General features: G+C 69.3%; 20 protein-coding genes. 14 read left to right on the plus strand and 6 right to left on the minus strand.

Going from position 1 to position 24087, the window contains the following annotated elements; genetic code table 11:
* Both IB278_RS13550 and IB278_RS13555 read right to left on the minus strand, forming a co-directional pair.
* Window positions 1-843, minus strand: a complete 843-nt coding sequence (locus IB278_RS13550) for a 4Fe-4S dicluster domain-containing protein (protein ID WP_412556326.1) — start codon at window positions 841-843, stop codon at window positions 1-3.
* A complete protein-coding gene (locus tag IB278_RS13555) occupies window positions 840-3785 on the minus strand; it encodes a molybdopterin oxidoreductase family protein (RefSeq protein WP_145747490.1) in 2946 nt (981 codons plus the stop codon). The genes IB278_RS13550 and IB278_RS13555 overlap by 4 nt, the downstream gene beginning before the upstream one ends.
* 82 nt (window positions 3786-3867) lie before the next feature.
* On the opposite strand from IB278_RS13555, the gene IB278_RS13560 reads away from it, so the two are divergent.
* The gene (locus IB278_RS13560) at window positions 3868-4803 is read left to right on the plus strand and encodes a LysR family transcriptional regulator (RefSeq protein WP_145747491.1); all 936 of its coding nucleotides are present in this window, start codon (window positions 3868-3870) and stop codon (window positions 4801-4803) included.
* Window positions 4804-4818: 15 nt separating this feature from the next.
* On the opposite strand, the gene IB278_RS13565 is transcribed toward IB278_RS13560, so the two are convergent.
* Entirely contained in the window at window positions 4819-5589 is a 771-nt protein-coding gene (locus tag IB278_RS13565) for a GntR family transcriptional regulator (RefSeq protein ID WP_145747492.1), read from the minus strand.
* A 125-nt stretch (window positions 5590-5714) separates the two neighbouring features.
* Here IB278_RS13565 and IB278_RS13570 point away from each other — a divergent pair, with 125 nt between their 5' ends.
* Genes IB278_RS13570 through IB278_RS13590 form a run of 5 tightly spaced genes read left to right on the plus strand, consistent with a single transcriptional unit; the run spans window position 5715 to window position 10217 of the window.
* Window positions 5715-5996, plus strand: coding sequence for a UxaA family hydrolase (locus tag IB278_RS13570; protein ID WP_015866594.1), 282 nt, complete (start codon window positions 5715-5717; stop codon window positions 5994-5996).
* A gap of 53 nt (window positions 5997-6049) precedes the next feature.
* Window positions 6050-7225, plus strand: coding sequence for a UxaA family hydrolase (locus IB278_RS13575; protein WP_145747493.1), 1176 nt, complete (start codon window positions 6050-6052; stop codon window positions 7223-7225).
* A gap of 25 nt (window positions 7226-7250) precedes the next feature.
* Window positions 7251-8180, plus strand: a complete 930-nt coding sequence (locus IB278_RS13580) for a hydroxyacid dehydrogenase (protein ID WP_145747494.1) — start codon at window positions 7251-7253, stop codon at window positions 8178-8180.
* Complete coding sequence (locus IB278_RS13585; protein WP_192323658.1) at window positions 8177-9178, plus strand: Ldh family oxidoreductase; 1002 nt, start codon at window positions 8177-8179, stop codon at window positions 9176-9178. Before IB278_RS13580 ends, IB278_RS13585 begins: the two co-directional genes overlap by 4 nt.
* 46 nt (window positions 9179-9224) lie before the next feature.
* Window positions 9225-10217, plus strand: a complete 993-nt coding sequence (locus tag IB278_RS13590; protein WP_145747496.1) for a Bug family tripartite tricarboxylate transporter substrate binding protein — start codon at window positions 9225-9227, stop codon at window positions 10215-10217.
* Here IB278_RS13590 and IB278_RS13595 read toward each other — a convergent pair.
* Both IB278_RS13595 and xsc read right to left on the minus strand, forming a co-directional pair.
* Window positions 10201-11406 carry an acetate/propionate family kinase gene (locus tag IB278_RS13595; protein ID WP_186454311.1) on the minus strand — a complete coding sequence of 402 codons (1206 nt, stop codon included), beginning with the start codon at window positions 11404-11406 and terminating at the stop codon, window positions 10201-10203. The two genes, IB278_RS13590 and IB278_RS13595, sit on opposite strands and share 17 nt — an antisense overlap.
* Window positions 11403-13226, minus strand: a complete 1824-nt coding sequence (gene xsc / locus IB278_RS13600; RefSeq protein WP_145747497.1) for a sulfoacetaldehyde acetyltransferase — start codon at window positions 13224-13226, stop codon at window positions 11403-11405. The genes IB278_RS13595 and xsc overlap by 4 nt, the downstream gene beginning before the upstream one ends.
* Before the next feature lie 159 nt (window positions 13227-13385).
* Here xsc and IB278_RS13605 point away from each other — a divergent pair, with 159 nt between their 5' ends.
* The 8 genes from IB278_RS13605 (at window position 13386) to IB278_RS13640 (ending at window position 23096) form a co-directional block, all read left to right on the plus strand.
* The gene (locus IB278_RS13605; RefSeq protein ID WP_145747498.1) at window positions 13386-14222 is read left to right on the plus strand and encodes an IclR family transcriptional regulator; all 837 of its coding nucleotides are present in this window, start codon (window positions 13386-13388) and stop codon (window positions 14220-14222) included.
* Between the two features lie 27 nt (window positions 14223-14249).
* Entirely contained in the window at window positions 14250-15233 is a 984-nt protein-coding gene (locus IB278_RS13610; RefSeq protein WP_145747499.1) for an AAA family ATPase, read from the plus strand.
* Window positions 15230-16981 (plus strand): cobaltochelatase CobT-related protein, encoded by a 1752-nt coding sequence (locus tag IB278_RS13615; protein WP_192323659.1) that lies wholly within the window; start codon window positions 15230-15232, stop codon window positions 16979-16981. Before IB278_RS13610 ends, IB278_RS13615 begins: the two co-directional genes overlap by 4 nt.
* Window positions 16982-17395: 414 nt before the next feature.
* Window positions 17396-18208 carry an IclR family transcriptional regulator gene (locus IB278_RS13620; protein ID WP_145747501.1) on the plus strand — a complete coding sequence of 271 codons (813 nt, stop codon included), beginning with the start codon at window positions 17396-17398 and terminating at the stop codon, window positions 18206-18208.
* Complete coding sequence (locus IB278_RS13625; protein WP_145747502.1) at window positions 18205-19197, plus strand: tripartite tricarboxylate transporter substrate binding protein; 993 nt, start codon at window positions 18205-18207, stop codon at window positions 19195-19197. The genes IB278_RS13620 and IB278_RS13625 overlap by 4 nt, the downstream gene beginning before the upstream one ends.
* An 18-nt stretch (window positions 19198-19215) precedes the next feature.
* The gene (gene sauS, locus IB278_RS13630) at window positions 19216-20655 is read left to right on the plus strand and encodes an acylating sulfoacetaldehyde dehydrogenase (RefSeq protein ID WP_192323660.1); all 1440 of its coding nucleotides are present in this window, start codon (window positions 19216-19218) and stop codon (window positions 20653-20655) included.
* Window positions 20656-20710: 55 nt separating this feature from the next.
* Complete coding sequence (locus IB278_RS13635) at window positions 20711-22234, plus strand: AMP-binding protein (protein ID WP_192323661.1); 1524 nt, start codon at window positions 20711-20713, stop codon at window positions 22232-22234.
* Between the two features lie 61 nt (window positions 22235-22295).
* Window positions 22296-23096 (plus strand): sulfite exporter TauE/SafE family protein, encoded by an 801-nt coding sequence (locus tag IB278_RS13640; protein WP_145747504.1) that lies wholly within the window; start codon window positions 22296-22298, stop codon window positions 23094-23096.
* 124 nt (window positions 23097-23220) lie between these two features.
* Here IB278_RS13640 and IB278_RS13645 read toward each other — a convergent pair whose 3' ends face one another.
* Window positions 23221-24036 (minus strand): IclR family transcriptional regulator, encoded by an 816-nt coding sequence (locus IB278_RS13645; protein WP_145747505.1) that lies wholly within the window; start codon window positions 24034-24036, stop codon window positions 23221-23223.
* Window positions 24037-24087 lie beyond the last annotated feature (51 nt).

The raw sequence follows: 24087 nt of genomic DNA on the forward strand, positions 1-24087 counted from the left end.
CTACTCCTGCGTTTCGATCGAGGGGGCGGTCTGCTGCGTGACGTGGCGCGGCAGGTACTGATTGGCCGGGCTGGTTTCCCACTCGGGCATCAGCTGGTAGCCGCCGCGTTCGCGGATGGCCCTGGACACTTCGGAGTCCGGATCCTTCACGTCGCCGAACAGGCGCGCGCCGGTGGGGCAGGCCTTGACGCAGGCGGGCTTGCGGTCTTCCTTGGGCAGGTGCTCGTCGTAGATGCGGTCGACGCACAGCGTGCACTTGGTCATGACCTGGCGCTCCTCGTCGAGCTCGCGCGCGCCGTAGGGACAGGCCCATGCGCAGTACTTGCAGCCGATGCACTTGTCGTAGTCGACCAGCACGATGCCGTCTTCCTTGCGCTTGTAGCTGGCACCCGTGGGGCACACGGGCACGCAGGGCGGGTCTTCGCAGTGCAGGCAGCTCTTGGGGAAGTGGACCGTCTGCGTGGCCGGGAAGGTGCCGGCCTCGTAGGTCTGCACGCGGTTGAAGAAGGTGCCGGTGGGGTTGGCGCCATAGGGCTGCGCGTCCGCCAGCGGGCCGGCGCTGCCGGAGGTGTTCCACTGCTTGCACGACGTGACGCAGGCATGGCAGCCGACGCAGACGTTGAGGTCGATGACGAGGGCGAGTTGCTTGGCGAGAGTTTCGCCCGGTTCGGCGCGTACGCTGGCATTTCTCCCTCCCCTTCCGGGGGAGGGCTGGGGTGGGGGCACAGCGGCCTTCATCACCGCATGGCTGCCAGTTCCAGCGCCGCTGCCCCCACCCCTGCCCTCCCCCGGAAGGGGAGGGAGCAGATCCGGGGCCATCAAATCCTTGAGCCACTGCATCATTTCTTCCCCCTCCCCGCAAAGTACGTCAACACGCTCGCCGCCTTCCCCAGCACCCCGGGTGCGCTCGGCATGCTCGCCATCTGCGGAAAGCTTTCTTCCGGCTCGCCCGGTTCCGCGGGCCGTATGCGCACGCGCACGTCGTACCAGCCCGCCTGGCCCGTGACCGGATCCGAATTGCTGATGCGCCCACTGGCGGTGCCCGCGCAGGGCAGCTCCTCGCTGATCAGGTGGTTGAGCAGAAAGCCCTTGCGCGCCTCGTCCGCGCCGGGCGCCAGCTGCCAGGCGCCATCGGCCTTGCCGATGGCGTTCCAGGTCCACACGGTGCCGGGCTCCACCGCCTCGCTGTAGCGCAGCATGCAGCGCACCTGGCCCCATTGGCTCTCGACCCAGCACCAGCCGCCGTCGGCAATGCCCGCGGCCTGCGCGGTGAGCGGGTTCACGTGAAGATAGTTGTGGCTGTGGATCTGCCGAAGCCACGCGTTCTGCGAATCCCACGAGTGGTACATCGCCATCGGCCGCTGGGTGATGGCGTTGAGCGGATAGGCATCGAGATCGGTCGAGGCCTCCTCGAGCGGCGGGTACCAGAAAGGCAGCGGATCGAAGTAGGTGTCGATGCGCCCCCGCAGCGCATCGGGCGGCTGCCGGCCCGCGCTCTTGCCCTGCGCGGCCAGGCGGAAGCTCTGCAGCGTGTCGGAATACAGCGCCAGCTGCACCGGGTCGTTGCGCTGGCGCCAGCCCTTGTCCTTTGCGAAGTCGAGGTACTCGCGGTTCCAGTTGCGCATGTAGTGCATGGTCTCGGGCATGTGGTACTGGAACACGCAGTTGTTCTGCGCATAGGCCTCCCACTGCTTGGGGTTGGGCTCGCCGCGCAGGTGCTCGGTGCCGTCCTTGCCGCGCCAGCCCATCAGAAAGCCGATGCCCGGCTGCGGCTGGAAGTTGACGACAAAGTCCGGATAGCCCGCGAACCTGCGCCCGCCTTCGGGCGTGGTGAAGGCCGGAAACTTCAGGCGCGAGGCCAGCTCGATCAGCACTTCCTGGAAAGGCTTGCACTGGCCGGTCGGCGGCACCACCGGAATGCGCACCGAATCGACCGGCCCGTCGAACTCCGAGATCGGCCGGTCGAGCATGCTCATCACGTCGTGCCGCTCGAGGTACGTGGTGTCGGGCAGCACCAGGTCGGCAAAGGCCACGGTCTCGCTCTGGAAGGCGTCGCACACCACCAGGAAGGGAATCATGTGCTCGCCCTTCTCGTCCTTTCGGTTGAGCATCTCGCGCACGGCCATGGTGTTCATGCTGGAGTTCCAGGCCATGTTGGCCATGAAGATCAGCAGCGTGTCGATGCGGTAGGGGTCGCCCTTGACCGCATTGGTGATCACGTTGTGCATGAGCCCATGGGCCGACAGCGGATGCTCCCACGAGAACGCATGGTCGATGCGGATCGGCGAGCCGTCGGGGTTGATGGCCAGCTCTTCCGGGTTGGCCGGAAAGCCCAGCGGCGCGGCATTGAGCGGCGTGTTGGGCTGGATCATGCCGGGGTCGTTGAAGGCGCGGTAGTTGGGCACGATGTGGCGCGGGTACGGCGCCTTGTGGCGGAAGCCGCCGGGCGCGTCGATGGTGCCGAGCACGCTCATCAGCACCGCCAGCGCGCGCACCGTCTGGAAGCCGTTCGAATGCGCCGCGAGCCCGCGCATGGCGTGGAAGGCCACGGGCCGCGCCTGTGTGGTCGCATGCTTCTTGCCCCAGGCATCGGTCCATGCAATGGGCAGTTCGAAGGCTTGCCTGAGCGCGGTCTCGCCCATCTCGCGCGCGAGCTTGCGGATGCGCTGCGCATCGATGCCGGTGATGGCCTCGGCCCACTCGGGCGTGCAGCTGGCCACGCGATCGCGCAGCAGCTGGAACGAGGGTGCGACGCGCGTGCCGTCGGCCAGCGTGTAGTGACCCTCGAGTGCCGGGTCGCAGCCGTCGGCAATGCCTTCGGGGTAGGCGTTCTTCACGCTGCCGCTGCTCTTGTCCCACACCAGCTTGTTGTGCGGATGGCGGCCGTCGCCGGGCGGCCCGCGCGTCGGGTCCGGGTCGAACGCGAACAGGCCCTGGCGCTCGCAGTCGTCCAGCACCACGAGCTGCGGCGCATTGGTGAAGCGCTTGAGAAAGGCGTGGTCGATCAGGTCGCTCGCGATCAGCTCGTGCAGCAGCGCCATGAACAAGGCGCCGTCGGTGCCGGGCTTGATCGGAATCCATTCGTCGGCAATGGCCGAGTAGCCCGTGCGCACCGGGTTGATCGAAATGAAGCGGCCGCCCGCGCGCTTGAACTTGCTGATGGCAATCTTCATCGGGTTGCTGTGATGGTCCTCGGCCGTGCCGATCATCACGAACAGCCTGGCGCGGTCGAGGTCGGGCCCGCCGAATTCCCAGAAGCTGCCGCCGACGGTGTAGATCATTCCCGCGGCCATGTTGACCGAGCAGAAGCCGCCGTGCGCCGCATAGTTGGGCGTGCCGAACTGGCGCGCGAACAGGCCGGTGAGCGCCTGCATCTGGTCGCGGCCTGTGAAGAGCGCGAACTTCTTCGGGTCGGTCGCACGGATCTTGCCGAGCCGCTCGGTGAGCATGTCGAAGGCGCGCTCCCAGCTGATGGGCTCGAACTCCCCGGCCCCGCGCTCACTGCCGGCCTTGCGCAGCAGCGGCTGCGTGAGGCGCGCGGGCGACACCTGCTTCATGATGCCCGACGAGCCCTTGGCGCAGATCACGCCCTGGTTCAGCGGATGCGCGGGGTTGCCGTCGATGTAGCGCACCTCAGGGCCGTGCTCGCCTTCGCGCAGGTGCACGCGGATGCCGCAGCGGCAGGCGCACATGTAGCAGGTGGTGGTCTTGACCTGGGTGTGGGCCGTGGGCGTGGGGGCGTCGAGCGGATCGTGGACGGGCTCTCGGGACAGGAAGCTGAACACTGGCGGTCCTTCATTTTTTTGCGGGGCTGCGCCGATGTTAGAGAGCCTCGATCAAACGAAAAAGCGGAGAATATCGCTCACGATGACCGGAAAAACAGATCAGCAGCACACCGCCCAGCGGCTTCGCCTCAACCTGCGCCAGCTCGAGGTGTTCGTGGCCACGGCCCGGGGCGGCAGCACGCGCGCCGCGGCCGACCGCGTCGCGCGCTCGCAGTCGGCCGCGAGCAGCGCACTGGCCGACCTGGAGTCTTCCGTCGGCGCCCTGCTGTTCGACCGGCTCGGCCGCCGCCTGGTGCTCAACGAGAACGGCCGCGCGCTGCTGCCCAGGGCCCAGGCCCTGCTCGACCAGGCCGGCGAAGTGGAGGCGCTGTTCAGCGGCGAGCATGCGGCGCCGCTGCGCGTGGCAGCCAGCTTCACCATCGGCGAATACCTGCTGCCCGAGCGCGTATCGCAATGGACGGCGCTGCATCCCCAGAGCCAGGTGCACCTGCACATTGCCAACACGCGCGACGTGATCGAGGCGGTGGCGGGCTTCGACGTGGATGTCGGCTTCATCGAGGGGCCGCAGACCCACCCCGACCTGGTGGTGCGCGCATGGCGCGAGGACGAGCTGGTGATCGTGGCCGCGCCGGGGCATCCGCTCGCCAGGCGCATCGCCACGCACTACCAGCTCTCGCAGGCCACCTGGGTGCTGCGCGAACACGGTTCGGGCACGCGCCAGGTCACCGATGCGTGGCTGATCCAGAACCTGGAGCAGGTGCGCGTGGGCTTCGAGCTCGGCAGCACCGAGGCCATCAAGCGCGTGGTGGCCTCGGGCACCGGGCTGGCCTGCCTCTCGCGCTACACGGTGGCGCAGGCACTGGAAGACGGCCACCTGATCGAACTGCGCACGCGGCTGCCGGCGGGCATGCGGCGGCTGGCCACGGTGATGCACCGCGACAAGCTGCTCGGCCGCGCCACCGCCGATTTCCTGCGGCACTGCGGGGCGACGGTGCCGCGCATGCCGGCCGCGCGCTAAGCCGCGCAGCGCCGCTCAGGCCGGCCGCGACAGCAGGTGCACGTACTCGTACTGCGCCGTGTTGATGGTCGAGACGCGGTACTCCACCGGCTTGTCGCCGAAGCTGAGCGCGGTGCGCCGCACCTCCATCACCGGCGCGCCCGGCGCCACGCCAAGGATGCGCACCACGCTGCGGTCGGCCGCGATCGCGCGTGCACGCTCGCGCGCCAGCGTCACCGTGATGCCGAACTCGGTCTGGTAGAGGTGGTAGATGGTGCTCGGCCGTTCGCGAAAGCGCTTCTCGGTCAGGCCCTTGAACAGCAGCGCCGGCAGCGTGAGCCGGTCGTGGATCACCGCCCGGCCCTGCAGCAGCAGCCGGTTGTCGATCTGGATGGCGGGCTCGCCGGTTCGCAGGCCCAGCGCCTGCGCGGGCTCCTCGTCCATGCGCACGCGCTCGAAGGCGACGAACTCCACCTGCGGCGCCTGCCGGAGACCGTCGCTGCGCTCCACATGGAAGAACTGGAACATGAAGCGATCGTCGTTGTGCACCGCAACGAAGGTGCCGCGCCCCTGCCGCCGCACGAGGATGTGCTCGGCCACCAGGTCGTCTGTTGCGTGGCGCAGCGTGCCGATCGACACGCCGAGCGCCGCAGCCAGCTCGCTCTCGCTCGGCAGCACGCTGCCGGCCGCGCAGCGTCCCGATTCGATGGCGCGCAGCAGCGAGCGCTTGACGAGGCGGTAGAGCGGCGCGCCCGCAGACTCGGCGGAAATCGGTTCGAACGCGGAGATGTCTGTCGAGCGGGGCATGGCGCATTGTGGCGGCCGCATCGCGATTCATCCAAGTCATCCATATGACCTGTTTGACACGCGGAGACGCGCACTCGGACACTGGCCCGGCTGCAAATTCTCAGCGAGTCAAACAGGAGACAACGATGATTCATTTCGTTCTGCACGACGCGAAGGACACGGTCGCGGTCGTGGTGGTGGAAGGCGTCAAGGCCGGCATGTCGCTCAGCGGCTGGATCATGGACGAGGACCGCATGACCAGCGTCGATGCGCGCCAGGACATCCCGATCGGCCACAAGGTCGCCCTCAAGGACATGGCGCCCGGCGACACGGTGTGGAAGTACGGCATCGACATGGGCAAGGTGGTGGCGCCGATCAAGGCCGGCGAGCACGCGCACGTCCAGAACATCAAGACCAAGCGCTGGTAAGACATCGCCTCCGCTTCGCCCACTTCCATTCCCCACGAATCAGAAAGCACAGCATGTCCATCATTTCCAAAGACACCACCTTCCTCGGCTACCGCCGCGAAAACGGCCGCGTCGGCGTGCGCAACCACGTCATCATCCTGCCGCTGGACGATCTCTCCAACGCGGCCGCCGAAGCGGTGGCCCACAACATCAAGGGCGCGCTCGCCATTCCGCATCCCTACGGCCGCCTGCAGTTCGGCGCCGACCTGGAACTGCACTTCCGCACGCTGATCGGCGCGGGCTGCAACCCGAACGTGGCGGCGGTCGTCGTCATCGGCATCGAGGACAGCTGGACGCAGAAGGTGGTCGACGGCATCGCCGCCACGGGCAAGCCGGTGGCCGGCTTCGGCATCGAGGGCCATGGCGACCACGACACCATCCTGCGCGCGAGCAAGGTGGCGCGCGAGTTCGTGCAGAACGCGAGCGAGAAGCGGCGCGAGCCCTGCGGCATCCACGAACTCTGGGTCTCGACCAAGTGCGGCGAGAGCGACACCACCTCGGGCTGCGGCTCCAACCCCACCGTGGGCAACGCCTTCGACAAGCTCTACGAGACCGGCAACACGCTGGTGTTCGGCGAAACCTCCGAGATCACCGGCGGCGAGCGCATCGTCGCGGAGCGCTGCCGCACGCCCGACGTGAAGGAGCGCTTCATGTTCATGTTCAACCGCTACCAGGACATGATCAACCGCCACAAGACCAGCGACCTGTCGGACTCGCAGCCCACCAAGGGCAACATCGCGGGCGGCCTGACGACCATCGAGGAAAAAGCGCTCGGCAACATCCAGAAGATCGGCAAGAAGTGCATGGTGGACGGCGTGCTCGACAAGGCCGAGATGCCCACCGGCCCGGGCCTGTGGTTCATGGACTCGTCCAGCGCGGCGGCCGAGATGGTGACGCTGTGCGCCGCCTCGGGCTACGCGGTGCACTTCTTCCCCACGGGCCAGGGCAACGTGATCGGCAACCCGATCCTGCCGGTCATCAAGATCTGCGCCAATCCGCGCACCGTGCGGCTCATGAGTGAACACGTCGACGTCGACACCTCGGGCCTGCTACAGCGCGAGATGACGCTCGACCAGGCCGGCGACCAGCTGCTCGAATGCATGCTGCGCACCGCCAACGGCCGGCTCACCGCGGCCGAAGCGCTGGGCCACCGCGAGTTCGTGCTGACGCGGCTGTACGAGTCGGCCTGACGGCGCCCGCGCAACGGAAAGCATCATGAAGCGAATAGTGATTGCGGAGTTCATGGACGCCGCCGCGGTTGCGCAACTGCGCGAGCGGCACGACGTGCTCCACGACGTGGCGCTGGTGGACGACGGCGCCCGGCTCTACCAGGAAGCGAAGTGGGCCCATGCGCTCATCGTGCGCAACCGCACGCAGGTGCGCGGCGAACTGCTGGATGCGCTCACGCAGTGCACGGTGGTGGGCCGCCTGGGCGTGGGCCTCGACAACATCGACGTGGCGGGCTGCGAAGCGCGCGGCATCCGGGTGATTCCGGCCACGGGCGCCAACGCGCTGAGCGTGGCCGAGTATGTGATTGCGAGCGCGATGATGCTGCTGCGCGGCGCCTACGGCTCCACCGCCGCGGTGGCCGCGGGGCGCTGGCCACGCAACGCGCTGTCGAACGGGCGCGAGCTGGCGGGCAAGACGCTCGGGCTGGTCGGCTTCGGCGCCATCGGCCAGCTGACGGCGCGGCTCGCGCGGGCGCTCGGCATGCGCACGGTGGCCTTCGACGCCATGATGGACGGCAGCCACCCGGCCTTCGCCGCAACGGGCACGCAGCCGCTGGGCCTCGACGCATTGGTGGCGCAAGCCGACGTGGTGAGCCTGCACCTGCCACTGGTGGACGGCACGCGCAACCTCTTCCACGCGCCGCGCATCGCGGCCATGAAGGGCGGCGCGGTGCTCGTCAACACCTCGCGCGGCGGCATCGTCGACGAAGCCGCCGTGGCGCTTGCGCTGCGCGAAGGCCGGCTCGGCGGTGCGGCGCTCGATGTGTTCGACGCCGAGCCGCTCGCGGCCAGCCCGCATTTCGAGGACTGCCCCAACCTGCTGCTGACACCGCACATCGCGGGCGTGACCGCCGAGTCGAACGAGCGCGTGAGCAGCCTGATTGCACAGAAGGTGCTGGAGGCACTGGAACCATGACGATGCTGAGTCTTCAGCAGGCGCGCGACGCCGTGGCCGCGGCACTGCGCGCGGCCGGCGCGAACGAGGCGATGGCGGCGGCCGCCGCGCGTGCACTGGTGCTGGCCGAGGCGCAGGGCCTGGGCTCGCACGGGCTCTCCCGCGTGGCCCAGTACGCCACGCACCTGCGCAACGGCCGGGTGAATGGCAGCGCGGTGCCGGCGCTGCGCCGCCAGAAAGGCGCGGCGGCGCTGATCGATGCGCACGAGGGCCTGGCCTTCGCGGCCTGCGAGATGGCCGTAGCCGAGGCCATCGGTCGTGCGCGCGACTTCGGCATTGCCATTGCGGGCGTCACGGGCAGCCACCACTGCGGCGTGGTGGTCGACCACCTGCGGCCGGTGGCGGAGGCCGGCATGGTCGGGCTCGGCTTTGCCAACTCGCCGGCCGCGATGCCGGCGGCCGGCGGGCGCCATCCCATCTTCGGGACCAACCCGGTGGCGGCGATCTTTCCGCGCCGCGGTGCGCTCCCCCTCGCCATCGACCTGAGCCTGTCGGAAGCGGCGCGCGGCAAGGTCATGGTGGCCGCGAAGCAGGGCAAGGCCATACCGGCCGGCTGGGCCGTCGACCGCAACGGCCTGCCGACCACCGACGCGCAGGCGGCGCTCGAAGGCTCGATGCTGCCCATCGGTGCGGCCACCAGCCCCAAGGGCGCGATGCTGACGCTGGTGGTCGAGCTGCTCGTCACGGCGCTGATCGGTGCGCAGTTCGGTTTCGAGGCATCGAGCTTCTTCGAGGACGCCGGCAACCGTCCGCGCATCGGCCAGGCCTTCATCGTCATCGACCCCGGCGCGCTCGCGGGCTCTGCGGGCTACCTCGACCGCGTCGAGGTACTGGTGGCCGAGATGCTGCGCGACGACGGCGTGCGCCTGCCCGGCGCGCGGCGCGAGGAACTGCGGCTGCGCGCCGAGGCAGGGGGCATCGAGGTACCCGAGGCGTTGCTCGCGCAGTGGCGAAGGTAGACGCCGGCCAGCGTCAAGACCCCACACAACAACAGGAGACAACACGATGAAACGACGCGAATGGATGCAGGGGACCGCCGCCCTGGCGGCGACGGGATCGCTGGGCTCGCTCATGCCGATGCTTGCCAGGGCGCAAGGCGGCGACTACCCCCGACCGGACGCCACGCTGCGCTACGTGGTGCCCTTTCCGCCGGGCGGCCTGACGGACGTGATGGCGCGGCAGATCGGCCAGCAGCTGGGCGAGCGCTGGAAGGTCAACGTGCTGGTGGACAACCGGCCCGGCGGCAACGGTCAGATCGGCGCCGACCTCGTAGCCAAGGCGCCGCCCGACGGCAACACGCTGCTCGCGGTCACGCTGACGCACGCGGCCAACGTCACGCTGTTCCCGAAGTCGCCGTTCAGCTTCCAGAAGGACCTGCGGCCGGTGGCGCTGCTGGCCGGCAGCCCGATGCTGGTCGTGGTGCCCGTGGCCAGCCCCATCCAGGACCTGCAGGGCCTGGTCGCGGCCGCGAAGGAGCGCAAGCTCAACGCCGGCTCCAGCGGCAACGGCACGCCGCCCCACCTGACGCTCGCGCTCTTCAACGACCTCAACAAGTCGAGCATCCAGCACGTGCCCTACAAGGGCGGTGCGCCCTGCATCACCGATCTCATCGGCAGCCAGCTCGACGTGGTGTTCTCGAACCTCCCGGAGTCGATCGCGCACGTGAAGGGCGGCAAGCTGCGCGCGCTCGCCATCGCGAGCAAGACCCGCTATCCGCTGCTGCCCGAGGTGCCGACCACCGCCGAAGCCGGCATGCCCGCGCTGCAGGTCGAGAACTGGACCGGCATGATGGTGCCGGCCGGCATGCCCGATGCCGCGGTGCAGAAGCTGGGCGCGGAGGTGGTGAAGATCCTCGCGCAGCCCGGCCTCGACGAGCGCATGCGCCAGCAGGGCTTCGTGATCGATGCGCGCGGGCCGGACCGCTTCGCTGCGTTCCTGGCCGACGAGATCGCGCGCTGGGCGCACGTCATCAAGGCGGCGTCTATCCAGCCTGGCTGAGCTGCAGCAGCCGCGCCGTGTGGCGCGCGATCACGGCCTCTTCGTCGGTGCGCAGCACCCAGGCGCTGACGGGGCTTTCGGGCGTGGTGAGCCGCGCATGCCCTGCGCGGTTCGCCTCCGCGTCGACACGCAGGCCGAGCCAGCCGCATTCCTCGAGGATGCGCTCGCGCAGCGCGGCGGCGTTCTCGCCGATGCCGCCGGTGAACACGATGGCGTCCACGCCGCGCAGCGCCGCGGCCAGGCTGCCCATGTGCTGCACCACCTGCTCGGTGAAATGCGCGATGGCTTCGGCCGCGGCGGGCGCGGCCGAAGCCTCCAGCTCGCGCATGTCGCTGGAAATTCCCGACAGCCCCAGCAGGCCCGACTCGCGGAACAGCAGCTTCTCGACATCGTCCGCCGACATGCCCTGCGAGCGCATCAGGTACAGCACCACGGCCGCATCGAGGTGCCCGCAGCGCGTGCCCATGGTGAGGCCGTCGAGCGGCGAGAAGCTCATCGTCGTTGCCACCGACCGGCCCTCGGCCATGGCGCACATCGACGCGCCATTGCCCAGGTGCGCGACGATCACGCGCTGGCGTGCGAGCTGCGGCGCCAGCTGCGCGAACTGCGTCACGATCGACTCGTAGGACAGGCCGTGGAAGCCGTAGCGCCGCACGCCCGCCTCGTGCAGCGCGCGCGGCAGCGCGAAGCGGCGGTTCACATCGGGCTGGTTCGCATGGAAGGCGGTGTCGAAGCACGCCACCTGCGGCACGCCATCGAAAGCCTTCATGGCGGCACGCACGCCGGCAAGATTGTGCGGCTGGTGCAGCGGCGCGAGCGGTTCGAGTGCGGCCAGTTCGGCAAGCACCGCCTCGTCGATGCGCACCGGCTCTATGAAGTTGGCGCCGCCATGCACGATGCGATGGCCGACCGCTGCGATGCGGCCGCCCTCGCCCTGCTGCGCATGCCATGCGAGCAGCGCGGCCAAGGCGCCCTGGTGCGAGCGGCTGCCGCCTTCCAGCGCCGCATCGTGCAGCGTGCGGCCCTCTGCATCGCGCACGCGCAGCCGAGCCTTCAGCCCCGCGCCCAGGCCGTCTGCCTGGCCCGACCAGCGGGCGGCCGGCAGCGCACCGCCCTCGCCCGGCGCCTCGAACAGCGCCACCTTGATCGACGACGACCCGGCGTTCAGCGTGAACAGCGATTCGCTCAAACGTAGTCCTTGTACTTGTCGAGGAAGCGCACCGGCTTGGACAGCGCATCGCGGCGGAACGGATCGCCGAGCTCGCGGGTGCACATGATCTCGATCACGCAGGTCTTGCCCTGGTTCATCTGCATGTCGATGGCCTTCTTGAGGGCCGGGCCCACGTCTTCGAGCCTGTCGACCACAATGCCCTCGGCGCCCATGGCCTTGGCGATGCCCGCGAAGCTCTCGCTCTCGAGCTCGCCCGCGACGAAGCGGCGGTTGTAGAAGTCGACCTGGTTCTTCTTCTCGGCGCCCCACTGGCGGTTGTGAAAGACCACGGCCGTCACCGGAATGTCGTGCCGCACGGCGGTCATGATCTCGACCATGCTCATGCCCCAGGCGCCGTCGCCGGCGTAGGCCACGGCCGGGCGGTCGGGCGCCGCGCACTTGGCGCCGATCATGGTCGGCAGCGAGTAGCCGCAGTTGCCGAAGCTCATCGGCGCGAAGAAGCTCCTCGGCTCCTCGAAGCGCAGGTAGCTGTTGGCAATGGCGTTGATGTTGCCGATGTCGGTGGAGACCATCACGCGCGGCGGCATGGCCTTCTCGAGTTCGCGCAGCACCTGGCGCGGGTGCAGGTAAGTGCCGCCGGTGGGCGTCTTCTCGCCCTTGGCTTCCTCGATGGCGTCGAGGCTGAAGGGGTCGCGCTCGTGGGTCCACTCGTCGAGCTCTTTTTCCCACGCGGCCTTTTCGGCCTTGATCTTTTCAGCGCGCTGGGCCTTGGTGGCATCGCAGGCGAGCGTCTTGTCCTGCAGGCGCCTGAGCAGTTCCTTGGCCGTGGCCTTGGCGTCGCCGTGAATGCCGACGGTGATCTTCTTCACGAGGCCGAGGTTGGTGTGGTCGGCCTCCACCTGGATGATCTTCGCGTCCTTCGGCCAGTAGTCCATGCCGTGCTGCGGCAAGGTGCCGAAGGGGCCCATGCGCGAGCCGAGCGCAAGCACCACGTCGGCCTGCGCGATCAGCTTCATCGCGGCCTTGGACCCCTGGTAGCCCAGCGGGCCGGCCCACAGCGGATGGCTCGCGGGGAACGAGTCGTTGCGCAGATAGCCGTTGGCCACGGGTGCGCCCAGGCGCTCGGCCAGGGCCTTGCACTCTTCGACCGCATCGCCCATCACCACGCCGCCGCCCGAGAGAATGACCGGAAACTTGGCCGAGGCCAGCAGCTCGACGGCCGCGTTCAGGCTCATCTCGCCGCCTGCGCCGCGCTCCACGCGCATGGGCTTCGGGATCTCGGTGGTGATCTCGCCATAGAAATAGTCGCGCGGAATGTTGAGCTGCGTCGGGCCCATCTCGGAGATGGCGCGGTCGAAGCAGCGCGCCGTGTACTCGGCCATGCGCTTGGGGTTGTTCACATGGCCCTGGTACCTGGTGAACTCCTGGAACATCGGCAGCTGGTTGGCTTCCTGGAAGCCGCCCAGGCCCATGCCCATGGTGCCGGTCTCGGGCGTGATCATCACCACCGGGCTGTGCGCCCAGTAGGCGGCCGCGATGGCCGTCACGCAGTTGCTGATGCCGGGGCCGTTCTGGCCGATCACCACGCCGTGGCGGCCCGACACGCGCGCATAGCCGTCGGCCATGTGGGCGCCGCCCTGCTCGTGCACCACCGGGACCAGGCGGATGCCGGCGGGCGCGAAGATGTCCATCGCGTCCATGAAGGCCGAGCCCATGATGCCGAAGATGTCGGTCACGCCGTTGGCGACCATGGTCTCGACGAAGGCCTCGGAGGGCGTCATCTTCTGCACGCCGGCGACGGCTTCGCGGGTGGGTGCGGCGGGTTGCTTCTGGCTCATGGAAGGCGTCTCCTGAAGGGGATGGGGCGGTCTGCGGGTTTCAAAAGCCGGAACGGGTTGTTCCGAATTTCTTTCCGGCGGAATATAGGTCGGCAAGGCCTTGGCGTCAAACAATTTACAAAAATCGGTACGTCTTGTCTTGTTTTTTGTAAAAAGACTATGATCCAGCCCATGAAGATCGTCAAAGGGCTTGCGCCCGAAATCCCTGAGCCGGCGCCGGGTGACACGCCCACCATGCGCCTGTTCGGGCTGCTCGAAGTCATGGCCGCCAAGGACCAGCGCTACTCGCTGCAGGGCCTGGTGGAAGAGACCGGCATGCCCAAGCCCACCCTGCACCGCATGCTCCAGCAGCTCGAAGCCGCGGGCCTGCTGCAGCGCGAGGGCGACGGCCGCCACTACGGCATCGGCACGCGGCTGCGGCGGCTGGCCGAGAACCTGCTGCTCAACGACAGCCTCCACGGTGCGCGCCATACGGTGCTGCGTCAACTGGTGGAGGAAATCGGCGAGAGCTGCAACCTCACCGCGCTCTCGGGCAGCGAGGTGGTGTACCTCGACCGCGTGGAAACCGCCGCGCCGCTGCGCTTCTACCTGCACTCGGGCTCGCGCGTGCCGGTGCACTGTTCGGCCAGCGGCAAGATCTTTCTCGCGCAGATGAGCGCGGCGCAGCGCCGCCGCCTGCTCTCCAACGCGCCGCTGGAGCCCTACACGCCCCGCACGCTGACCAACCCCGACGCGCTCGAAAAGGAAGTGCAGCGCGTGCGCAAGGACGGCTTTGCCATCGACAACGAGGAGTTCCTGCCCGGCCTGCTGTGCATTGCCGCGCTGGTGCCTTCGGGCGACGACGGCCCCTCGAACCTGTGCATCGCGGTGCAGGCGCCGGTCATGCGGCTCGATGCCGCGAAGGCGAAGGCACTGCTGCCGGCGTTGCAGCGCGCCGCCCAGGCGCTGAGCCGCATCGATGCCGACGCGGGCACCACCAGCCGCGCGCAGGCCTGACCACTCCATCTCCTTCGAAAGCCCACCGTGACCGACATCGCAGACCTTCGGCCCGACCGCATGCTGAGCGTGCGCGAGGTGTTCGGCATCGACACCGAGCTGCAGGTGCCCGCCTTCAGCGAGCGCGACGACCACGTGCCCGAGGTGGATGCGGTCTACCGCTTCAACCCCGACGTGACGCTCGCCATCCTCGCGGGCTTCATGCGCGACCGGCGTGTGATGGTGCAGGGGCTGCACGGCACCGGCAAGTCGAGCCACATCGAGCAGGTGGCGGCGCGGCTGAACTGGCCCTGCGTGCGCCTGAACCTCGACGGCCACATCAGCCGGCTCGACCTTGTCGGCAAGGACGCGGTGGTGCTGCGCGAAGGAAAACAGGTCACCGAGTTCCAGGAAGGCATCGTGCCGTGGTCGCTGCAGCGGCCGGTGGCGCTGGTGTTCGACGAGTACGACGCAGGCCGGCCCGACGTGATGTTCGTCATCCAGCGCATCCTGGAGCGCGACGGCAAGTTCACGCTGATGGACCAGAACAAGGTGCTGCGCCCGCACCCCTTCTTTCGCCTCTTCGCCACCGCCAACACGGTGGGCCTGGGCAACCTCAACGGCCTGTACCACGGCGCGCAGCGGCTCAACCATGCGCAGATCGACCGCTGGAACATCGTCGCCTCGCTCAACTACCTGCCGGCCGATGAAGAGATCGCGATCGTGCAGGCGCGCGTGCCGTCGCTGGCGGGCGATGCGGGCCTCACGCTGGTCGCATCGATGGTGGCCGTGGCCGATCTCACGCGCAAGGGCTTCGCGGCCGGCGACCTCTCGACGCTGATGTCGCCGCGCACCGTGATCACCTGGGCCGAGAACGTCGAGATCTTCAGGGACCCGGCGCTCGCGTTCCGCCTGTCCTTCGTCAACAAATGCGACGACGCCGAGCGGCCGCTCGTGGCCGAGTATTTTCAGCGCTGCTTCGACCAGGAGCTGGAGGAGTCGCACCAGCTGTCGCCGGGACCGCGCGAATGACCGAGGCGCCTGCCCCCGCCACCGCATCGGCCAGCGCCATGCAGCGCCGCGTGCGGCAGGAGGAGCAGGTCGCCGAACTCTGCGCGGGCGTGGTGCGCGCCTTCAGCGGCGAGCGCGAGCTGCACTTTCGCGGACGGCGACTGCATCGCGGCCGCGTGGCGCTGCCGTGGTTCGCGCCGCACCTGCATCCCTCGCCCGAGACCGACGACTTCGCCTCCTTCCGCGGCGTGGCCGACGGATTGGCGCTGCGGCTCACGCTGTCCGATGCCGCGCTGCACGAAAGCCTGCGGCCCGAAGAGCCGGTCGAGCGCATGCTGTTCGAGATGCTCGAGCAGTTCCGCGCCGAGGCCATGGCGCCCGAGATCATGGCGGGCATGCGGCGCAACCTGCGGCACCGCCATGAACAGTGGTCGCTGGCCTTCCACCATTCGGGGCTGACCGACACCGCGCGCGGCCTGCTGCTCTATGCCGTGGCGCAGATCTGCCGCGCCCGCGTGAGCGGCCAGCAGGTGGTGGAAGAAACCGAGGACATGCTCGAGGCCACGCGCTTCGCGCTCGCGCCGCTGATCGGCCACCAGCTGGCAGGTTTGCGCCGCGACCGTGCCGACCAGGCTGCCTATGCCGTGCACGCACTCGCCATCGCGCGCACCGTCGCCGCGATGCTGCACGAAGCCGGCGAGGACAGCAGCGACGCACGCGACCCGCATGTGGACGACAAGCGCAGCGTGTTCATGCTCGTCGCCGACATGGACCGCGAGATCATCGAGCGCTTCACCACCGCCGAATCGGGCCGCAGCGCGGTACTCGACAACGCGGGCGGCGCCTACCGGGTCTTCACCGCCGCCTACGACCGCGAGCACGACGCCGCCGCGCTCGCGCGCAAGGAAGTGCTCGCCGGCCACCGCGAGAAGCTCGACCGCCGGATCGCCGCGCAGGGCGTGAACATCGCCCGCCTTGCGCGCGAGCTGCGCGCGCTGCTGGCCGACCCGACACGCGACGGCTGGGACGGCGGCCAGGAGGAAGGCCTGGTCGACGGCCGCCGGCTCGCGCAGCTGGTCGCTTCGCCGACCGAGCGCCGCCTGTTCCGCACCGAGCGCATGGAGCCGGTCGCCGACTGCATCGTGACCTTTTTGATCGACTGCTCGGGTTCGATGAAGGAGCATGCCGAATCGGTCGCGATGATGGTCGACGTGTTCGCGCGCGCGCTCGAGCAGGCCGGCGCGGCCAGCGAGGTGCTGGGCTTTACCACCGGCGCCTGGAACGGCGGCCGTGCGCAGCGCGAGTGGGTGCGCGCCGGCAGGCCGCCTCACCCCGGCCGCCTCAACGAGCGCTGCCACATCGTCTTCAAGGCGGCCGCCACGCCCTGGCGCCGCGCGCGCCCCGCGATGGCCGCACTGCTGAAGGCCGACCTGTTCCGCGAAGGCATCGACGGCGAGGCGGTCGACTGGGGCTGCGCGCGCCTGCGCCAGCGACCCGAGGCGCGCAAGCTGCTGCTGGTGATTTCCGACGGCTCGCCGATGGACAGCGCCACGCACCTGGCCAACGACGCGCACTACCTCGACCACCACCTGCGCGACGTGGTGGCGCGGCAGGAACAGCGCGGCGACGTCGAGATCGCGGGGATCGGTGTCGGGCTCGACTTGAGCCCGTACTACAGCCACAGCCATGTGCTCGACCTTGCGACGTCTACCGGCAACACGATCTTTCGCGAGGTGACCGGTCTCATGGCGGGGCGGTATCGGCGCTGAAGCCTGCCTGGGGTCTATCGGGGGCGCTGCTGTTCAGGGCGCGCCCCCGCCGACGGGGTACACGGCGAAGCGAATGTCCACCGCCCTTCGGGCTCCTCCTTTATTTCGCTGCGCAAGGCACCCCATCGACGTGAGCGTTATGCGCAGCGGTCGTTGATCAGCGGTTCACCAGCAGCGTGCCCCGTGCACAGGACATCGGGTGCTCCCCGCAGCGAAATCAAGGAGGAGGCCGAAGGCCGGGGGACATTCGCGGAGGGGAGTACCCGGTGGCCTGTGCACGCGCCCTGAAAGAAGCAAAACCTGAAACGTTTTGAACTACATCCAAGTCCCCGATTGACAAAGCGGACGATCAGTTCAAACATTGCGTCTCATATCCAGGAACAACGTTCCAATATTTGGAACATCCGGAGCCCCATGGATTCCACCCTCGCCAAAGGCCTTGCCGCCATCGAATGGATGACGCGGCAACAGCGCGACTGCCGCGTCACCGACCTGGCCCAGGCCTTCGGCATGGCGCGCAGCAATGCGCACCGCACGCTGCAAACGCTCGTCGATTGCGGCTGGGCCGTGCAGGACCCGGGCACCAGCGCCTACCGCCCGAGCCTGCGCCTGTTCGAGCTGGGCGCGCTGGTGTCCGAGGCCACCGACATGGGTTCGCTGCTGCGGCCGCACCTCGCGGCGCTGGCACAGCAGACCGGCGAGACCATCCACCTTGCAGTGCTCGACGGCGCCGAGATCGTCTACCTCGACAAGTTCGACAGCCCCCTGCCCGTGGCCGCCTACTCGCGCATCGGCGGCCGGGCGGCGGCGTATTGCGTGGCCTCGGGCAAGGCCCTGCTTGCCGCGGCCGCGCCGGACCTTTCCGCGCTGCACGAGCGCCTCGGCACGCTCGCGGCGCACACGAAGCACAGCATCACCAGCTTCGATGCACTTCTTTCGGAACTCGAACGCACGCGCGTTCGCGGCTATGCGGAAAACCGCGAGGAATGGCGCCTGGGCGTCTGCGGTCTCGGCGTGCCGGTGTTCAACGCGCGCGGCGAGGCGGTCGCGGCCGTCGGCATGAGCGTGCCCTCGATCCGCTTCGCGCGGACGCAGGCGCGCGGACTGGCCGACCGCCTCATGGCCTGCGCGCGCGACGCGAGCGTCACGCTCGGCTACCGGGCAAGCCCGGTGCCGGCCTCGGCGCCGCTGCCGGCATCCACCACAAGGAGAAGGAGACTCGAATGAAGCTGTTGTTCCCCGCCCCCTGGCTGCGCGCCGCGCTGCTGGCGGCCGCCACGCTGGCTGTGCCTTTTGCCGCGCAGGCGCAAAACGGCACCGACTATCCGAACAAGCCGATCCGGCTCGTCGTGCCCTACCCGCCCGGCGGCGGCACCGACGTGATCGCGCGCATCGTGCAGGAGCGCTTCTCGTCGCTGCTCGGCCAGCAGGTGCTGATCGACAACCGCGGCGGCGCGGCCGGCTCCATCGGCACCGAGATCGTGGCCAAGGCCGCGCCCGACGGCTACACGGTGCTGTTCACGCTGTCTTCGCACACCATCAACCCGGCGATCTACACCAAGCTCTCGTTCGACACCGCGAAAGACTTCGCGCCCGTGGGCCTGGTCGCCTCGCTGCCGCAGATCCTGGTGGCCAACACGCAGTTCGCACCCAACACGGTGGCCGAACTGGTGGCGCTCGCCAAGGCCAAGCCGGGATCGCTGTCCTTCGCCTCGGTGGGCAACGGCTCGCCCGGACACCTGGCGGGCGAGCTGCTGAAGCTGCGCACCGGCACCCAGATGACGCACATCCCCTACCGCGGCGGCGGCCCGGCCGTGACCGACGTGATGGGCGGGCAGGTGCCGCTGCTGTGGGTGTCGATTCCCGCGGCCGCGCAGTTCGTGAAGGCCGGCAAGCTCAAGGCGCTGGCGGTGTCGACCACCAGGCGCAGCGCGGCCTTTCCCGACGTGCCCACGATGCAGGAAGCGGGCATTGCCGATTTCGACGTCGATTCCTGGTACGCGGTGTTCGTGCCTGCGAAGACGCCGCAGCCCACCATCGACAAGCTCAACCGCGTCATCAACACGGTGGTCAAGGAACCGGAGATCCGCGACAAGCTGCTGGCGCAAGGCAGCGAAGGCGTCGGCGGCACGCCGGAGCAATTGGGCAAGGTGGTGGCGACGGAGCTCGTGCGCTGGCAGAAGCTCGCCAAGGAAGCCAGCATCAAGGTGGATTGACCCGCAACAGGCAGACCCATGGAAAACTCATCCGCACCCTCTTCCCCCATCGCCGAGCTCGTGGCGCGCGCCCGCGCTGCGCAACGCATCTACGAAACCTGGTCGCAAGAACAGGTCGACACCGCGGTGGTGGCCGCGGGCTGGGCCATCATCGAGCCCGCGCGCAACCGCGAGCTGGCCGAGCTGGCCGTGGCCGATACCGGCGTGGGCAATGTCGAGGACAAGGTGCGCAAGAACCACCGCAAGACCTTCGGCCTGCTGCGCGACCTGCGCGGCGCGCGCTCGGTGGGCGTGATCTCCGAAGATCCGGCGCGCGGCATCGTCGAGATCGCGCGGCCCGTGGGCGTGGTGTGCGCGGTCACACCGTCCACCAATCCCGGGGCAACGCCGGCCAACAAGATCATCAATGCGCTCAAGGGGCGCAACGCGGTGATCGTCGCGCCATCGCCCAAGGGCTGGTCGACGGCGGCGCGGCTGATCGAGTTCATCCATGCGCAGTTCGACCGCATCGGCGCGCCGCGCGACCTGGTGCAGCTGCTGCCCTCGCCGGTCAACAAGCAGTCGACCGCCGAGCTGATGCGCCTGTGCGACCTGGTGGTGGCCACCGGCTCGCAGGCCAACGTGCGTGCGGCCTACGCCAGCGGCACGCCGGCCTTCGGCGTGGGCGCGGGCAACGTGGCGGGCATCGTCGACGAAACGGCCGACGTGAACGCGGCAGCCGATCGCATCCTGCTTTCCAAGACCTTCGACAACGCGACCAGCTGCTCGTCTGAGAACAGTCTGGTGATCGTGGACGCGGTGCGCGCGCAGATGCTCTCGGCGCTGAAGGACCGCGGCGCGTTCATGCTCGCGGCCGCGCAGAAGGCCACGCTGCAGGCGCTGATGTGGCCCGAAGGCAAGCTCTCGCCCGCGGTCATCGGCCAGTCGGCGCGCGTGATCGCCGAGCGCGCGGCCGCCCTCGACGGCGCCAACCGCGAAGGCTGGCTGGCCATTGCGGAAAGAGACCCGCGCATCCTCATGGTGGCCGAGGACGGCGTGGGCCACGCGCATCCGTTCTCGGGCGAGAAGCTGAGCCCGGTGCTGGCGATCTATTCCGCGCGCGATTTCGACGAAGCTGCCGCCACGGTCGCACGCATCTACGCCTACGAGGGCGCGGGCCATTCGGTCGGCCTGCACAGCACGGTGCCCGAGCGCGCGTTGACGCTGGGCCTCACGCTGCCGGTGTCGCGCGTGATCGTGGACCAGGCGCACTGCATCGCCACCGGCGGCAGCTTCGACAACGGCCTGCCGTTCTCGCTGTCGATGGGCTGCGGCACCTGGGGCAAGAACAACTTCTCGGACAACATGAATTACCGGCACTACCTGAACATCACGCGCGTTTCGCGGCCGATTCCGGAGCGGGTGCCCAGCGAGGACGAGATCTTCGGCGCGTTCTTCGCCGAATACGGTGCGGCATGAGCCGCTGGGCCGCTCCCAAGGCGAATACCGCAGTGCGTAGCACGGAGGTTGCCTTATGACCGTGACAGCCTCCACCGTTCATGAGCTGATCGAGCTGCAGGCGGCGGCGCAGCCGCAGGCGGTGTATGCGCTTGCCACCGAGGGTGCGTGCAGCATCGGCTTCGGCGAGCTCGCGCGCGGCTGCCGCACGGTGGCGGCGGTGCTGCACGCGCATGGCGCGCGGCCGGGCGACACGGTGTCGGTGGTCATGCCCAATGGGCTGCAGACGCTGCGCGTGCTGCTCGGCGCGATGCACGGCGGCCTGTGCGTGAATCCGGTCAACCTGCTGTCGCAGCCCGAGCAGATGCGCTACGTGCTCGCGCATTCGGATTGCCGCGTGGTGTGCGTCGCGCCCGAATGGGAAGCACCCGTGCGCGCGATGCTCGAAGGCATCGGCCGGCCGGTCGAGGTGCTGGTGGCCGGCCCCGATGCCGATGCCCTGCCGGGCGAGGCGCAGGCGGCGCCCTTGCATGAGGTTGCGCCCCCCGCCGCCGGCGACGTGGCCCTCCTGATGTACACCTCCGGTACCACCGGCATGCCCAAGGGCGTGATGCTCACGCAAGCCAACCTCGCGGCCAACGCGCATGCGATCAGCGCCGAGCACGCGCTGCAGCCCACCGACCGCGTGCTGGCCGTGCTGCCGCTCTATCACATCAACGCCTTCGCCGTGACCATGCTCGCGCCGCTCGCCCATGGCGGCAGCCTCGCGATGCCGCCGAAGTTCTCGGCCGGGCGCTTCTGGGCGCAGGCCTCGGGCACGGGGTGCAGCTGGATCAACGTGGTGCCCACCATGATCTCGTACCTGCTCGAAGGCGATGAGCCGCCGCGCGCGCAGACGACATCGATCCGCTTCTGCCGCTCGGCGTCGGCCGCGCTGCCGCCGGAGCACCACCGTGCCTTCGAACAGAAGTTCGGGATCGGCATCATCGAGACCATGGGGCTCACCGAGACCGCGGCGCCCGCTTTTTCCAACCCGCTCGACCCCGCGCTGCGCAAGCTGGGCTCGGTGGGCCGCGCCTCGGGCTGCGAGGCGCGCGTCATCGATGCCGCGCTGGCCGAGGTGCCCGACGGCAGCACCGGCGAGTTGGCCATCCGCGGCCCCAACGTGATGCGCGGCTACTACAAGAACGAGGAAGCCACGCGCGCGGCCTTCACGCCCGACGGCTGGCTGCGCACCGGCGACCTCGGCCACCGCGATGTCGACGGCTTCTTCTTCGTGACCGGCCGCATCAAGGAGCTGATCATCAAGGGCGGCGAGAACATCGCGCCGCGCGAGATCGACGAGGCGCTGCTGCGGCATCCCGCGGTGCTCGAGGCCGCGGCGGTGGGCGTGCCCGACCGCCACTACGGCCAGGAGATCGGCGTGTGCATCGTGCTGCGCGACGGCTGCGCCTGCACCGAAGACGAGCTGCGCGCCTTCTGCGCCGAGGTGCTCGGCCGCTACAAGGCGCCGGGCCACTACCGCTTCGTGGCGGACCTGCCGCGCGGGCCTTCCGGAAAGGTGCAGCGCCTGAAGCTGCTGCCGCTGTTCGAAGCATGAGCCGCCGCCCGGCCGTTCCGAAGACGGCTCGCACCGCAGCGCGCAGCGCGGAGGTCATTCGGTGACGCCGGCGGAACTGCTGGTGCCGCCGCTGGCGCCGGCGCTGCTCGCCTACAGCCTGTGCGTGGTGTTCGCGGCCGGTGTGGTGCGCGGCTTCGCGGGCTTCGGCTTCTCGGCTGTCACGGTGGCGGGGCTCTCGCTGGTGGTGTCGCCCGCGCTCGTGGTGCCGGCCATCTTCATGCTCGAGATCCTTGCAAGCCTGAGCCAGCTGCGCGGCATTGCGCGCGACGTCGACCTGCCCTGGCTGGGCTGGCTGATGCTGGGCAACCTGCTGTTCATTCCGCTCGGCGTCGCGTTGCTGGCCTGGCTGCCCGAAACGCCGCTGCGCCTGCTGATCGGCGCGCTGCTGATGGCCGCCGCGCTGCTGCTGCGTGCGGGCACGCGGGCCACGCTCGTGCCCACGCGCGCGGTGCGCTTCGCGGCCGGGCTGGTCTCGGGCTTCATCAACGGCGTGGCGGCCATCGGCGGCATTGCCATTGCGGTGCTGCTGAGCACCACCGCCATGGCGCCGGCCGCCCTGCGCGCGACCATGATTGCGCTGCTGCTCTTCAGCGACGTGGTGTCGCTCGCCAGCGCCGCGCTCATGCCCGCGGCCGCGCAGGCCTCGGGCCATCTGCTCGGGGCCGGCACGCTGAAGTGGGCGCTGTGGCTCGCGCCCGCGATGCTGGCCGGCATCTGGTGGGGCCAGCGCTCGTTCAAGGGCGTGTCGCCCGCGCAGTTCCGCCGGCATGTGCTGAACCTGCTGGTGGCACTGGCGGCGGTGAGCGTGGCGCGCTCGGTGGTCTCGCTGGCAATGGCCTGACCGGCAAGGGCGCCCCGCCCTGGCTATGCTGCGCGCGACATGCCCACTTCTTCTTCGCGGGCAGCCGTGGCCGCCGCTGCTGCAGTGGCGCTGACGCGGCGCGCTGGCGGCCAACGGCCCGGGCTCAGAGCAGCGTGCCCATGCGCTGCGCGGCGGCCTTGAGCGCATCGATGCGCTTCACCGCCTCTTCCATCGACATGCGCGCCGTCGGCGCATGCACCGCGAGCGCCGCGCGCACCTGCCCGGCCGCGTCGCGCACCGGCACCGCCACGGCCACCAACCCCGCGATGAATTCCTCGCAGTCGCGCGAATAGCCGCGCCTGGCGATCGCATCGCACTCGGCGCGCAGCGCATCGGCCTTGACGAGCGTGTTGGCCGTCATGCGCGCGAGCGGCAGCCGGTCGATGAGCGCATCGCGCTCCTTCTTCGGCATCTGCGCCAGGAACAGCTTGCCGCTCGCGGTGCAGTGCAGCGGCACGTGCGAGCCCACGTCGAGCGTGAGCCGCAGCGGCCACTGCGCCTCCACGCGGTCGAGGTACAGCACCTGGGCGCCGTCGAGCGTGGTGAGGTTGCAGGTCTCGCCGACCTGCCGCACGAGTTCGGACAGCACCTCATGACGCAGGCCACGCACCGTGCCGTGGTTCAGGGTGTCGAAGGCCAGCTTGCGCAGCGCGGGGCCGACGCTGAACGAACGCTCGTCCACGTCGCGCGCCAGGAAGCCGGTGGCCAGCAGCTGGGTACAGATGCGGTGCGCCGTGCCCTTGGGCAGCCCCAGCTGCGCGGCCAGCTCGGCCAGCGTGAGCGCGCGGCCTTCGCTGGCCAGCAAGGCCAGCAGGCGAAGGCTGCGCTCGGCCGACGAGCCGGAGGCGGACTCCTCCGCGGCGGGCACGGAAAGCGAGGGCGAAGACACGGCGGCTGCGGGGCGCGCGGGACGTGGCATGCGGGTAAACCTTAAAAATGGAACATTGCGTTCCGAAAATCAATGACCTAG

It is taken from the genome of Variovorax sp. VRV01, from assembly GCF_014852545.1.
Classification (GTDB): domain Bacteria; phylum Pseudomonadota; class Gammaproteobacteria; order Burkholderiales; family Burkholderiaceae_C; genus Variovorax; species Variovorax beijingensis_A.